Here is a 13,815-nt window from a genome sequence, read left to right as displayed (position 1 = left end):
GGTGCCTGCCTGAGATCAGAGCTGGCCGCCGACGAAGACGGTGAGGTCGACGAGGCGGTTGGAGTAACCCCACTCGTTGTCGTACCAGCCCAGGATCTTCACCGAGTTGCCCTCCTGGACCATCGTCAGGGAGGAGTCGAAGGTGCAGGAGGCCGGGTCGCTGACGATGTCCGAGGACACGATCGGGTCCTCGGTGTAGAACAGGATGCCCTTGAGGTCGCCGTCCTCGGAGGCCTTCTTGAAGGCGGCGTTGACCTCGTCCTTGGTGACCTCGCGCTGCAGCGTGACGACCAGGTCGGTGGCCGAGCCGGTCGGGACCGGGACGCGCATCGCGATGCCGTCGAGCTTGCCCTTGAGCTGCGGGAGGACCAGGGCGGTGGCCTTGGCGGCACCGGTCGTGGTCGGGATGATGTTCTCCGCGGCGGCGCGGGCACGACGCAGGTCGGAGTGCGGGAAGTCCAGGATGCGCTGGTCGTTGGTGTACGCGTGGACCGTCGTCATCAGACCCTTGACGATGCCGAAGTTCTCGTCGAGGACCTTGGCCATCGGCGCCACGCAGTTGGTGGTGCAGGAGGCGTTGGAGATGACGTGGTGGTTGGCCGCGTCGTACTTGTCCTGGTTGACGCCCATCACGATGGTGATGTCCTCGTCCTTGGCCGGAGCCGAGATGAGGACCTTCTTGGCGCCACCGGCGAGGTGCTTCTCGGCGTCGGCCTTCTTCGTGAAGATGCCGGTCGACTCGATGACGATGTCGACGCCCAGCTCGCCCCAGGGGATGTCGGCCGGGTTGCGCTCGGAGAGCACCTTGATGGTGTGGCCGTCGACGGTGATGGTGTCGGCGGTGTGGGTGACCTCGGCCTTGAGGCGACCCAGGATCGTGTCGTACTTCAGCAGGTGGGCGGTGGTCGCAGTGTCACCCAGGTCGTTGACAGCCACGATCTCGATGTCAGCACCCTGCTCAAGGAGCGCGCGGAAGTAGTTGCGACCGATGCGGCCAAAGCCGTTGATGCCTACGCGGATCGTCACGAACCGATCTCCTCGTGAGAGTACGCCGGTTTTCGACGCCGGCGAGTTTCTATTAGGGATGTCCCCGACCGCTTACGACCCTACCTCTCCCATCGCCTCAGAGTGACATCGTGTGCAGCCGTAAGTGCCGGTAAATGCGCCGTGGCCCGTTACTACCGACGGGTTCGGGCCACGGTGCGACTTTCGTCCCGATCACTGACTGTGATCAAAGGTGCGGGTGGTCGCTCAGCCGTGCACCGCACTGATCGCCTTCCCGATCAGTGCCGTGCGCTGCGCCGCGCTCGGTACGTGTTCCAGGCCGAAACCGAGCAGGACGGTGTCACGCGTGGTGACGGCGGCCCGTGAATGGAAGAGCCCGGGCGAGCGGATCCAGTCCTTCCCGGCACGGGGGCTGCCGGCCGGCGGTCCCGGTACGGACCAGACACCGAGCGCGGTCTCGAATCCCTCGGCGTCGGTCTCCGTACCGCCGACGACGAGCCGGGTGTCGTCGACGAAGGCGCCGGTCCCACCGGTGCCCGGGTCGGAGATGTACGAGAGCGACAGCTCGACCTTCTCGCCCGCGTAGCGGCCGAGGTCGATCGACGCCTCGCGCCAGCCGTTGGAGGGGCCGGTGAAGGCGTTCCAGGAGCCGGTCGTTCCGGTGGTGGCGCAGCCGTTCTCGCCGACGGTCAGATAGTGGGCGAGGAAGGGGTGGCCCCGGACGTAGTAGCCCTCGCCGCAGTCGGCCGGCGCCTCGGTGGAGGTGCCTCCGTTGGTGTCGGGCAGCGTCGTCCAGTCCTCCTGGCCGACAGTGCGGGCCTCGACCACGAGGTTGTCGTAGCCGGGCTCGGTGTCGTGGCTGACCTGGAACCGCAGGCTCGGCTTCGCCGAGGCGTCGACGCCGGTGAGGTCGACGGTGCGGCTCAGCCGCGTCCAGGTGTTGTCGGCGTGCGAGGCCGCGGCGAAGGAGGAGCCCTCGTACGGCTCGAAGGGGGTGCGGACGCCCGGGTAGTCACCGGCGGAGGCACTGCTGCCGAACCGCGGGAACTGCCGCGGCGGCAGGGTGTCCGAGGTGACGGTGTACGCGCCGGCGTCGTCCAGCGGGTTGTCGGCGGCCGCGCCGAGCGTCACGGCGGTACCGGCGAAGCCGCCCGATCCGGCGAAGGCCGGCGGGCTCTTGAGGCCGGTCCGGTGATGGGCGCCCAGGAAGTACTGCGCGAAGTCATCGGAGTCGGCGCGGCCGATGTCGACGTGACCGCCCGACCTCTCGCCGGCGTTGACGAGCTTTCCGCCTTCGTTGAGGTGGTCGCGGACGGCCAGCATGACCGGCCCGGAGGGCCGCTCGGCGCCGGTGTACCAGACGACCGTACGGAAGTGGCTCAGGACGCCGAGAGCGTGCGGGACGCCCTGGGTGGCGACGTCCCAGACGGCGGCGGCGCGGCCGTTGCCGGCGAGCGCCTTCACATAGGCGTCGGTGTGCCGCGCGGCGGCGGTGCCGCCCTCCTCGGCGAGGACGAGCACGTCCGCGCGCGGCCGCTCGGCCACGGTGTAGGTGAAGGGGTCGGAGGAGGTGGCCCTGCCCTCACGGGTGCGGGCGGTGAACCAGACCTCGACGGTGTCGCCCGGTCCGGTGTCCCGGACCTCGGCCCGGTATCGGTCGAAGTAGAGGTTGTCCTCGCCGCCGTAGGTCTCGCCGCCCTCCCATGCCTCGAGCCGTTCGCTGTGCGTAGGGCCGCCGTTGACGCGGTACTTCAACTCCTTCGCCCGCAGCGACTTGCGGGCGGTGACGGACACCTCCTGGTCGCCGCCGTGGGCGTAGGAGGTGGTGAAGGCGTCGGGGGTGAGGTCGGGGGCGTCGAGGCCGGTGACGGAGACGGGCCGGTCGGGGTGGGCGGCGCTCTCCGCGACGGCGAGTGCGAAGGGGACGTTCTTGGCGAACTCGGCCTGGATCAGCTTCTCGTCGTCGGGGAAGGTGAAGACGGAGGCGCAGTCGGCGGGTTCCCAGGCGTCGGTGGGATCGACGCGGGAGGCCGTGGCGCAGGTCGACATCTCAGGGGTGAACATCTGCATCCCGTTGACGTTGGCGGCGTGTCCGTCGGCCTCGCCGTTGGTGGTGTAGAGCTCGGAGGAGAGCTGCGGGCGGTAACCGGGCACGGCCGGCTTCTGCGGGGTGCCGGCGAGCGCCTTGAGGGCCACGTCGTCGGGGGTGTCGGTGGCGACCTGCCAGCCGACGCCGTACAGCAGCAGTTGGGCGGCGGAGTGGTAGTTGATGCCGTACTGGAAGCCGATCCGCCGCTGGAAGGCGTCCAGGGCCTTGGTCTCCGGCTCGGACATCGGACCGGTGCCGCGGAAGGTCTCGTCGGCCGGGTCGGGCGACGAGCCCTCGTTGTCGTAGCCCCACTTGTAGGCGAAGTTGCGGTTGAGGTCGACGCCGTCGCCGGGCTCGATCCGCCCGTCGCCGTTGTTGTCGCGGAGGTTCTTGCGCCACTGGCGGTGGGCCGGGTCTGCGTGGGTGAAGTCGTAGCCGTCCGGGTTGGCGGAGAGCACGAACCACAGCTCGGTGGAGTCGACGATCCGGGTGATCCGCTCGTCCTCGCCATAGCCGTCGAGGTAGTGGTGCATCAGCCGCCGGGTCATCTCGGGGGTGATCCACTCGCGGGCGTGCTGGTTGGACAGGTACAGCGTGGCGGGCTTGGCGCCGTCCCTGGCCTTCTTGGCCCCCTTGCTGACTTTGAGGGCGAGGATGTCCTGTCCCTTGAGCGTCTTTCCGAGGGAGACGACCTTGGTGAGCCCCGGGTGGGCCTGGGCGGTGGCGAGGATCTCCCGCTTGAGGCCGTTCGCGCCGCCGTAGGGGCGGAAGACGCCGTCCCCGGCGCCGGCGACGCGCCGGGCGGCCTGGGGGGAAAGGGTGTGCTCGGCGAGTTCGACACCCTTGCCGCGCAGCTGCCCCGCCTGCTGCTCGGTGAGGTACAGCTCCACGGTGGCGGAGCCCTTGTCGGGCACCCGTTCGGTCAGTTCGTGCCCGTCGGCGCCGGCTTCCAGGAGCAGCGGCACCTGCTCCTCGGTGACCTTCGCCCGCCATACGGAGAGGGCTTCGGCGCCCGCGCCGTCGGTCGTGTCCTGAGGTTCCGCTCCGGCGACGGGTGCCATCACCAGGCCCGCGATCAGCAGTGAAGCCGCGGCGAGGATCGATCTCGCGCTACGTCTCATGAGCCGCCCTTGCTGTTGTCTGCCACGAAGGTGAACAGACGACAGGCTCAGGGGAGCCCATGATCATGTCAAGGACGCCTCCGGCGCGTCCGACGGAAGCTGCCGGTGCCTCAGAAAGGCACCGGCAGCGGCGAGTTGAGCGGAACGGAGGACCGGGGACTCAGCCGACGAGGCTGTCGTCCAGCTCCTCCGTCAGGGTGGACTCGGTCCCCGGGATGCCCAGGTCCTGGGCCCGCTTGTCGGCCATGGCGAGCAGGCGGCGGATCCGGCCGGCGACGGCGTCCTTGGTCAGCGGCGGGTCGGCGAGCGCGCCCAGCTCCTCGAGCGAGGCCTGCTTGTGCTCCATGCGCAGGCGGCCCGCGGCGGCGAGGTGCTCGGGCACCTCCTCGCCGAGGATCTCCAGGGCCCGCTGGACCCGGGCGCCCGCGGCGACCGCGGCGCGGGCCGAGCGGCGCAGGTTGGCGTCGTCGAAGTTGGCCAGACGGTTGGCGGTGGCGCGGACCTCGCGGCGCATCCGCCGCTCCTCCCAGGCCAGCACCGACTCGTGGGCGCCGAGCCGGGTGAGCAGGGCTCCGATCGCGTCGCCGTCACGGACGACCACCCGGTCCACGCCCCGTACCTCACGGGCCTTCGCGGCGATGGACAGCCGGCGCGCCGCGCCCACCAGGGCGAGGGCGGCCTCCGGGCCGGGGCAGGTCACCTCCAGGGAGGAGGAGCGTCCCGGCTCGGTCAGGGAGCCGTGGGCGAGGAACGCGCCGCGCCAGGCCGCCTCGGCGTCGCAGGTGGCGCCGGAGACGACCTGCGGGGGCAGCCCGCGGATCGGGCGGCCCCGGCCGTCGACCAGGCCGGTCTGCCGGGCCAGCTGGTCGCCGCCCGCCACCACCCGTACGACGTACCGGGAGCCTCGGCGCAGACCTCCGGGAGCCATCACGATCAGCTCCGAGCTGTGCCCGAAGATCTCCAGGATGTCCCGCTTGAGGCGCCGGGCGGCCATCGCCGTGTCCAGCTCCGCCTCGATCACGATCCGCCCGCTCACCAGGTGCAGCCCGCCCGCGAACCGCAGGATCGACGAGACCTCTGCCTTCCTGCAGCAGGTCCGGGTGACGGGAAGCCGGGAGATCTCGTCCTTCACCGCTGCCGTCATCGCCATGGGCCGATCCTTCCATGCATCCGAAAAATACGGTCGTACGCGGCGGCCAACAGCTCCGGGTCGTGCTTCGGAGTACCGTCCGCCCGGGCCACCGGCGCCAGCTCGACCGCGGCGCCGAGCCGCTTGGCGGCGTCGGACAGGGACTCGCGGTCGGGCACGGCGGCCTCGTCGGCCAGCACCACGTCCAGGGCGAGTTTAGGGGCGTGTCGTCCCAAAACCTCCAAATGACGCTGCGGAGAGAACCCTTCCGTTTCTCCCGGCTGTGGCGCGAGGTTGAGCGAGAGCACCCGGCGGGCCTTGGTCACCACCAGGGCGTCGAGCAGTTCGGGCACGAGCAGATGCGGGATCACCGAGGAGAACCAGGAGCCGGGGCCCAGGACCACCCAGTCCGCGTCGAGCACCGCGGCGACGGCCTCGGGCACGGCGGGCGGGTCGTGCGGGACGAGGTGCACGGACTGCACCTCGCCGGGGGTCAGCGCCACCGTGGCCTGGCCGCGGACGGTGTCCACGTCGTCCGGACGCGCCGGATCGTGCCCCTTGACCAGGGCCTGGAGCTCCAGCGGCACGGCGGACATGGGCAGCACCCGGCCGTGCGCGCCGAGCAGCTTGCCCACCAGGTCCAGCGCCTGGACGTGGTCGCCGAGCTGCTCCCAGAGGGCGACGATGAGCAGGTTGCCGACCGCGTGCTCGTGCAGCTCGCCCTTGGACTGGAAGCGGTGCTGGATCACCCGGGACCAGGTCTGGCCCCAGTCGTCGTCCCCGCACAGCGCGGCGAGCGCCTTGCGCAGGTCTCCGGGCGGCAGCACGCCCAGCTCCTCCCGGAGCCGGCCGCTGGAGCCGCCGTCGTCGGCGACGGTGACCACGGCGGTGAGATCACCGGTGATCCGGCGCAGGGCGGCGAGGGAGGCCGACAGACCCATGCCCCCGCCCAGCGCGACGACCTTGGGCTGGGCGCCGCGCCTGCGGAGCGTACGTACCGAGAGCCCGGAGAGCGTGGACGTACGCCGGCGGTACGGCTTCACTCGCGCCCCATGTCCCGGTGGACGACGACGGTCTCGACCCCTTCCGCGGCGAGGCGGGCGGCGAGCTTCTCGGACGTGGCCACGGAGCGGTGCTTGCCGCCCGTGCAGCCGACGGCGATGGTCACGTACCGCTTGCCCTCGCGGCGGTAGCCGGCGGCGATCAGCTGGAGCAGTTCGGTGTAGCGGTCGAGGAACTCCTTGGCGCCCGGCTGGTTGAAGACGTACGCCGAGACCTCTTCGTTGAGGCCGGTGAACGGCCGCAGCTCGGGGACCCAGTGCGGGTTGGGCAGGAACCGCATGTCGACGACGAGGTCGGCGTCGACGGGCAGCCCGTACTTGAATCCGAACGACATGACGGTGGCGCGCAGCTCCGGCTCCTCGTCGCCGGCGAACTGGGCGTCCATCTTGGCCCGCAGTTCGTGGACGTTGAGGCTGGAGGTGTCGATCACCAGGTCGGCGTCGCCGCGCAGCTCGCGCAGCAGGTCGCGCTCGGCGGAGATGCCGTCGGTGATCCGGCCGTCGCCCTGGAGCGGGTGCGGCCTGCGGACCGACTCGAAACGCCTGACCAGGGCCTCGTCGGAGGACTCCAGGAAGACGATCCGCCGGGTGACCTGCTGGGCGTCGAGGGCGGCGAGGGACTCCCGCAGGGCGTCGAAGAACTGCCGGCCGCGGACGTCGACGACGACGGCGATCCGGGCCACATTGCCCTGGGAACGGGCGCCGAGCTCCACCATGGTGGGGATCAGCGCGGGCGGCAGGTTGTCGACGACGAACCAGCCGAGGTCCTCCAGGCACTTCGCCGCGGTGGACCGGCCGGCGCCGGACATGCCGGAGATGATCACCAGCTCGGGGATGGCCGCGTCGGCGCCGTTGTCGCCGATGGCCTCCTTCGTGCCCGTACTCACGTGTCCTGCTCCGTCTTCTCGGTGGTGCCGTTCGTGCTGGTCGTGCTGGTCTCGCTGGTCATGCGCGGTCATGCGGTGCTGCCCCCGTCGTCTTCCATGATCTCTCCTGTTGCCGTGTTCACGGCGGGCGCGGCCGGGGCCGCCTGGGCGAGGGCCACGGCCACGGCTTCGGCCGTCTTGCGGCCCAGGCCGGGGACCTCGCAGATCTGCTCGATTGTCGCCTGTCGGAGCCGCTTGACCGAGCCGAAATGCTTGATCAGGGCCTGCTTGCGCGTGTCGCCGAGGCCGGGGACGGCGTCCAGGGGGCTGGTCCTGATGCGCTTGTTCCGCTTCGAGCGCTGATAGCGGATGGCGAAGTCGTGAGCCGTGTCACGTACCCGCTGAAGGAGGTACAGGCCCTCGCTGGAGCGGGGCAGGACGACGGGGTCGTCGTCACCGGGCAGCCAGACCTCTTCGAGGCGCTTGGCCAGGCCGCAGACGGCGATGTCGTCGATGCCCAGCTCGTCGAGGGCCCGCCGGGCGGCGGCAACCTGCGGCTGCCCGCCGTCGACGACGACGAGCTGGGGCGGGTAGGCGAAGCGCTTGGGCCGCCCGTCGTCGGCGGGCACCTCCCCGGAAGGCGCGGGGCCGCTGCCGTCGGCCTCCGGGGCGACGGCCGCTCCCGTGGCCCGCGGGGCGGCTCCGGGCCCTCCCAAGGCGCTCACGGCGGCCGCGGCGGTGCCGTTCACACCGGCGCTCTCGACGGCCTCGGCGTCCTCGACGCCCTCCGGGCCCCACTCCCCCGTCCTCTCCTTCTCGGCGAGGTAGCGCTTGAAGCGGCGGCTGATCACCTCGTGCATCGAGCGGACGTCGTCCTGGCCCTCGAAGCCCTTGATCTGGAAGCGGCGGTACTCGCTCTTGCGCGGCAGTCCGTCCTCGAAGACGACCATGGACGCCACGACGTCGTCGCCCTGGAGGTGCGAGATGTCGAAGCACTCGATCCGCAGCGGGGCCGAGTCCAGGTCCAGGGCCTCGGCGATCTCCTCCAGGGCCCGGGAGCGCGTGGTCAGGTCGCTGGCGCGCTTGGTCTTGTGCAGGACGAGCGCCTGCTGGGCGTTGCGCGCGACCGTCTCCATCAGGTCCTTCTTGTCACCGCGCTGCGGGACGCGCAGCGAGACGGCCGAGCCGCGGCGGCCGGTGAGCCACTGGCCGACGGCCTCCAGGTCCTCGGGGAGGGTCGGGACGAGGACCTCCTTGGGGACCGCGTCGCCGCTCTCCTCGCCGTAGAGCTGCTGGATCGCGTGCTCGACGAGCCCGGCCGTCGACACGGCCTCGACCTTGTCGGTGACCCAGCCGCGCTGGCCGCGTACGCGTCCGCCGCGGACGTGGAAGATCTGGACGGCGGCCTCCAGCTCGTCCTCCGCGAGCGCGATCAGATCGGCGTCGGTGGCGTCGGCGAGGACGACGGCGTTCTTCTCCATCGCCCGCCGCAGCGCCTCTATGTCGTCACGGAGCCGGGCCGCCTTCTCGTACTCCATCTCCTCGGCCGCCGCCATCATCTGCTTCTCCAGACGGCGGATGTACGTGCCGGTGCGGCCGGCCATGAAGTCGCTGAACTCCTCGGCCAGTTCCCGGTGCTCCTCGGGGGTGACCCGGCCCACACAGGGGGCGGAGCACTTGCCGATGTAGCCGAGGAGGCAGGGGCGTCCGGCGGAGGCGGCGTTGCGGAAGACGCCGGCGGAGCACGTACGGACGGGGAAGACGCGGAGCATCAGGTCGACGGTCTCGCGGATGGCCCACGCGTGCGCGTACGGCCCGAAATAGCGCACACCCTTCTTCTTGTGGCCGCGCATGACCTGGACGCGCGGGAACTCCTCGTTCAGGGTCACCGCGAGGTACGGATAGCTCTTGTCGTCCCGGTACTTGACGTTGAACCGGGGGTCGAACTCCTTGATCCAGGAGTACTCCAGCTGGAGCGCCTCGACCTCGGTCGAGACCACGGTCCACTCCACGGAGGCGGCCGTGGTGACCATCGTGGCCGTGCGGGGGTGCAGGCTCGCCAGCGGCTGGAAGTAGTTGGCCAGCCGCTGGCGCAGGGACTTCGCCTTCCCGACGTAGATCACCCGGCGGTGCTCGTCGCGGAATTTGTAGACCCCCGGCGAGTCGGGGATCTGCCCCGGCTTGGGGCGGTAGCTGGAGGGGTCGGCCATGTTCCCCACCCTACTGGCGGGAACTGACAGTCCGGGCGTCCGTCACGGGACGGCCGCCCCGCCCCGCCGGGCCGTCGTGGGGAGACGGCCGGCCCGGCGGAGCGCCGGCGTCAGGAGGCGGACTCCGCGGCTCCGGGGGCCCGCCGACGGCGCCGGACCGCCGCTCCGAGGAGGCCCAGGGCCAGGACGGCGCCCGCGCCGGCGGTGGCGGACGCCGCCGTGACCAGGCGTTCCTCGGGCGCGGGAGCGGCGTGCGCGTCGTAGCCGCCGGCCGCGCCCTTGCGGGCGTAGCCGGAGCCGGGCAGCTTGTCGCCGTACGCCTCGGCGACCCGCTCGCGGTACGCGGCCAGGCTGGTCCCGTTCTTCCCGATCGCGCGGACCGCGTCCTCGTCCAGCGGGAGCACCTTCGTGCCCTTGTGGACGTACCAGGCGTCGATCTGCGGCTCGCGGAAGACGGTCCCGCCCGGCAGCGCCCGCGCCCCCTGCGCGGTGTAGCGGATCTCGTCGTCGCCGGTGGCGATGTTCACCACCTGCCAGCCGCCGGCCTGGCGCACGGTCCACAACGAAGCCGTCTGTCCGTCCGAGGAGACCGCCTTGCTGGCGTGGAACTCGGTCCGGGCCACCGGCGCGCCCGCCTTCCCCGCCACGAACTCCGGGGACAGCACCCGTACCGGCACCGAGGCGCCCTCGACGCGGGGGCGGGCGGCGGAACGCGCGACGGCGCCGTCGCGGGCGAAGAACCGGGAGAGCGTGTCGAGGGTCGCCGGCGCGGAGGCCGCCTTCTCGGGTGTGGCCGCCGTCGGCGGCGCGTCGGAGGCGGCGGCCGGGACCGCGCCGAGGGCGACGAGGGCGGCGGCGGACAGGAGACCGGCGCTCACGGCACGTACGTGGCTCATCGTCGTCACGCCCCTATCCGGTAGAGCGAGTGGGTCCAGGAGAAGGAGTTGTTGTTCACGTACCAGGCGTGCGAGGCCCAGTTGTAGCGGTTGCTGGAGGGCCAGGGGTCGCCCCAGTAGACCCAGCTGTCGGCGTCGTCGTAGCCGTAGATCACATGCATGTGGCCGCCGCCGCTCGACCACTGGATCCGCGTCTCGATCGGACGGTCGGCGTTGATCTCCGTCTGGACGGTGGAGTAGCGCAGCCAGCCGGTGACGTACGAGCCGGGGTTGACGCCCGCCCAGCGCAGTCCGGTCTGCACGTTGCCGAGGGTGGCCTGGTTGTTGGGGCAGTCGTAGCCCTGCTGGCGGTTGAAGGCGGCGTTGCAGAACTGGTTCTGGGTGTAGGAGCGGCCGAACCAGGTGGCGATGGTGTTGCCTCCTGCGGCCCAGCACCAGTTGCTCTTCTGCTGCGCCTGCATGGTGATGTTCAGCCGCTTGTACGCGAGTGCCGAGGCGTCGTCGTTCGCGGACGCGGCGGAGGCGGTGGTGGTGGGGATGAGGAAGAGTGCGGCGGCGGCGAGTGCCGCGAGGGACAGCTTTCTTCTGCGCATCGCGTTCCTCCCGTGGCGGGGGGTGTGGGGATGTGGGGAGTTGGAGGAGCGCGTCCGGACGCTGGTGAGGAGCATCGAACGTTGTCGGAAGCGGGTCAACACGCTTCAATGCGGGGTGACGGCAGGCTGTGAACGGTGTGACCCGAGTGTGAACGGGTGTCCCTGTGCCACCTGCGGTCCCCCCACCGGCGGCGCGGCGGTCCGCCATACCGTCGTGAACGTTCACTGAGGAGTCCCCATGGGGCACACCGAGGCCGATCTGGTGCAGTTGCTGCACACCGGACCGTTCCATCTGGCGCTGCGCACGGCGCTCGCGGTGCGCGGTCTTCCGCTCCAGCGCGTCCAGCATCATCTCGCGCACCGGGGGATCAAGGTCGGGGTGACCAGCCTCAGTTACTGGCAGCAGGGTGCTCGGCGGCCGCAGCGGCCCGAGTCGATGAAGGCGGTCCGCGCCCTGGAGGAGGTGCTCCAGCTGCCGGGCAACTCCCTCATCCGGCTGCTGACCGAGGGCGCCGCCGCGCGCGGTGAGGTCGAGCGGCCGGCGGCCCGTTCGTACCGTTCGCTGGTGGAGGCCTCGGGCGTGGTGGAGGAGCTGATCGCCGGTCTGGAGTCACCGGTGGACGGCGGGCTGCACACGGTCGGCCATCACGAGCGGGTGCGGATCGGTGCCGGGCGGGAGCTGGTGGGGCGCGACTCGCAGCACGTGGTGCGAGCCCACCGGGACGGGGTGGACCGCTATGTGGCCATCCACCACGGCGACCCGGGCTGCGATCCGTCCCGGGTGGAGGTGCGGGCGACGGAGAACTGCCGTACGGGTCGGGTGCGTTGGCATCGCGAGACTGGGGTGCTGATCGCGGAGCTGCTGTTCGACGCGCGGCTGCGGGCCGGCGAGACGTATCTCTTCGGGTACGGCTTCGAGGACGGGACGGCCGGTGCGAGCGGTGAGTACGTCCGGGGGTTCACCTACGCGGGCGGGCAGTACGTGCTCCAGGTCCGGTTCGACGAGGCGGCGCTGCCCGTGCGCTGCCGGCGTTTCACGCAGTCCTCGGCCGGTGCGCCGCGCGGCGGCCGCTCACAGCTCACGCTGAGCGGACGGCACCGCACGGTGCATCTGGTGGAGCAGGGGGTACGGCCGGGGCTTCTGGGGATCGACTGGGACTGGGAGTGACGCCGGGGGGCTTGCGCCTCTGGGTCCGGGCTCCGGCTCGGGGCCCGGTCAGGGCCCCGGGACCAGGGTTATGCCTCGGACCCTGGTTACGCCTCGGGGCCCGCGATCAGTTTGCCGTTCTCCACCCGGACCGGGACCTCGGGAAGGGGGACGGTGGCCGGGCCCTTGAGGGCCTTGCCGGTGGTCACGTCGAAGCGGCTGCCGTGGCAGGGGCAGTTCCCCTCGTTGTTCTCGATCTTGTCGAGGACGCAGCCGGCGTGGGTGCACTGGGCGCTGAACGCCTTGTACCGGCCCGCGGCCGGGCAGCTCACCAGGACCCGCTGCTCGCGGTAGAGCTTGGCGCCGCCGACGGGCACCTCCTCGGGGGCGCCGAGGTCGACCGGGGCGGTCGGCGTGGGGACCTGGGCGTGGCCGAGCTTGGACTCGGTGGAGCAGGCGGCGACACCCAGCCCCGCGGCGCCAGCCAGGGCCGCGCCTTTCAGTACGGTGCGGCGGGGGGTCTGGCCGGGCATGAGGGCTCCACGGTGCGATCGGGGCATGAGGTGACCGAACCGACGATACCGGCGCGCTTCCGCGGGCCTTCGCGAGGCCCCTCCGGGCTGTGCCGGCCGCCGGGCATGGGTTACGTTCACGGGCGTGATCGTCGTCGCCGGTGAGTCCCTGATCGACCTGGTCCCGGAGGGGGCCGGCGCCCTCCCGGCGTCCCCGCTGGCCCCGCTGGTGCCGAGGCCCGGCGGCGGTCCGTACAACACGGCCGTGGCGCTGGGGCGGCTCGGGGCGGACGTGGCCTTCTGCTCGCGGGTCTCCACGGACGCCTTCGGCGAAGCGCTGGTGGAGGGGCTGCGGGCGGCGGGTGTCTCGGACGCGCTGGTCCAGCGCGGGCCCGAGCCGACGACGCTGGCGGTCGCCTCGGTGGGTCCGGACGGTTCGGCGCGGTACGGCTTCTACGTCGAGGGCACGGCCGACCGTCTCTTCGCCCTCCCCGAGCGCCTTCCGGCGGGCGTGCGGGCCCTGGCCTTCGGGACGTGTTCGCTGGCTCTGGAGCCGGGCGCGAGCGCGTACGAGGCGCTGTTGCGGCGCGAGGCGGGGCGCGGTGCCTTCACGCTCCTGGACCCGAACATCCGGCCCGGTCTCATCCCGGACGCGTCGGACTATCGGGAGCGCTTCGCGGGCTGGCTGCCGTACGTCTCGCTCCTGAAGCTCTCGGAGGAGGACGCGTCCTGGCTGGGCGGCACCCCGGCCGACTGGCTCCGGCGGGGCCCTTCGGCGGTGGTTCTGACCCGGGGCGCCGGGGGCCTGACGGTGTTCGGCGCCGCCGGTGAGGTCTCGGTGCCCGCTGTCGGCGTACGGGTCGCGGACACGATCGGCGCCGGTGACACGGTGAACGCGGCGCTTCTGCACGGCCTGGCGGACCGGCCGGTGGAGTCGCTGGACTCCGGCGCCTGGAAGGAGCTCCTGACGTACGCGGCGAGGGCGGCGGCGGTCACGTGCACCCGCGTGGGCGCCGAGCCTCCGTACGCACGCGAACTCGAGGTCTGAGCCCGAGCCGGGCGGGGGCTGCCGACGCCCGCGCCGGGGACAAGCGCCACGAGCGGCTCGGGGAGCGGGTGCGGCGGGGGGGGCGGGGGGCGCCCCCCGCGCGGCAGGTCGCACCGAATTAATGCACTGCCGGGTGTA

The 13,815-nt window shown here is 71.7% G+C and carries 11 protein-coding genes; 2 read left to right on the top strand and 9 right to left on the bottom strand.

The genetic code is table 11. The annotated features are described in order from the left end of the window. Window positions 1–15: 15 nt before the first annotated feature. From gap to ABZY12_RS14425, 8 genes are all read right to left on the bottom strand, one after another. Window positions 16–1,026, bottom strand: coding sequence for a type I glyceraldehyde-3-phosphate dehydrogenase (gene gap / locus ABZY12_RS14460; protein ID WP_356889960.1), 1,011 nt, complete (start codon window positions 1,024–1,026; stop codon window positions 16–18). Window positions 1,027–1,251: 225 nt separating this feature from the next. Further along, window positions 1,252–4,215, bottom strand: coding sequence for a M14 family zinc carboxypeptidase (locus ABZY12_RS14455; protein ID WP_356889958.1), 2,964 nt, complete (start codon window positions 4,213–4,215; stop codon window positions 1,252–1,254). A 160-nt stretch (window positions 4,216–4,375) separates the two neighbouring features. After that, window positions 4,376–5,365, bottom strand: coding sequence for a DNA-binding protein WhiA (gene whiA / locus ABZY12_RS14450; RefSeq protein WP_356889956.1), 990 nt, complete (start codon window positions 5,363–5,365; stop codon window positions 4,376–4,378). Then, window positions 5,356–6,387: a uridine diphosphate-N-acetylglucosamine-binding protein YvcK gene (yvcK, locus tag ABZY12_RS14445; protein ID WP_356889954.1), complete on the bottom strand. Its 1,032-nt coding sequence runs from the start codon at window positions 6,385–6,387 to the stop codon at window positions 5,356–5,358. Before yvcK ends, whiA begins: the two co-directional genes overlap by 10 nt. Beyond that, window positions 6,384–7,364: an RNase adapter RapZ gene (gene rapZ / locus ABZY12_RS14440; protein WP_356889952.1), complete on the bottom strand. Its 981-nt coding sequence runs from the start codon at window positions 7,362–7,364 to the stop codon at window positions 6,384–6,386. Before rapZ ends, yvcK begins: the two co-directional genes overlap by 4 nt. After that, window positions 7,361–9,481 (bottom strand): excinuclease ABC subunit UvrC, encoded by a 2,121-nt coding sequence (uvrC, locus tag ABZY12_RS14435; RefSeq protein ID WP_356889950.1) that lies wholly within the window; start codon window positions 9,479–9,481, stop codon window positions 7,361–7,363. The genes rapZ and uvrC overlap by 4 nt, the downstream gene beginning before the upstream one ends. A gap of 110 nt (window positions 9,482–9,591) precedes the next feature. Then, window positions 9,592–10,377, bottom strand: a complete 786-nt coding sequence (locus ABZY12_RS14430) for a hypothetical protein (RefSeq protein WP_356889948.1) — start codon at window positions 10,375–10,377, stop codon at window positions 9,592–9,594. Window positions 10,378–10,382: 5 nt separating this feature from the next. Next, window positions 10,383–10,970 (bottom strand): papain-like cysteine protease family protein, encoded by a 588-nt coding sequence (locus ABZY12_RS14425; protein ID WP_356889946.1) that lies wholly within the window; start codon window positions 10,968–10,970, stop codon window positions 10,383–10,385. A gap of 238 nt (window positions 10,971–11,208) precedes the next feature. Here ABZY12_RS14425 and ABZY12_RS14420 point away from each other — a divergent pair, with 238 nt between their 5' ends. Continuing rightward, complete coding sequence (locus ABZY12_RS14420) at window positions 11,209–12,138, top strand: hypothetical protein (protein WP_356889944.1); 930 nt, start codon at window positions 11,209–11,211, stop codon at window positions 12,136–12,138. A gap of 86 nt (window positions 12,139–12,224) precedes the next feature. On the opposite strand, the gene ABZY12_RS14415 is transcribed toward ABZY12_RS14420, so the two are convergent. After that, window positions 12,225–12,650, bottom strand: a complete 426-nt coding sequence (locus ABZY12_RS14415; protein ID WP_356889942.1) for a Rieske (2Fe-2S) protein — start codon at window positions 12,648–12,650, stop codon at window positions 12,225–12,227. Window positions 12,651–12,774: 124 nt separating this feature from the next. On the opposite strand from ABZY12_RS14415, the gene ABZY12_RS14410 reads away from it, so the two are divergent. Continuing rightward, a complete protein-coding gene (locus ABZY12_RS14410) occupies window positions 12,775–13,677 on the top strand; it encodes a carbohydrate kinase (RefSeq protein WP_356889940.1) in 903 nt (300 codons plus the stop codon). The last annotated feature ends 138 nt before the right edge of the window (window positions 13,678–13,815 follow it).

It is taken from the genome of Streptomyces sp. NPDC006551 (assembly GCF_040611675.1).
Classification (GTDB): domain Bacteria; phylum Actinomycetota; class Actinomycetes; order Streptomycetales; family Streptomycetaceae; genus Streptomyces.
Note: the sequence above shows the minus strand (reverse complement) of the source record. Positions and strands in the feature narration are given on the sequence as shown.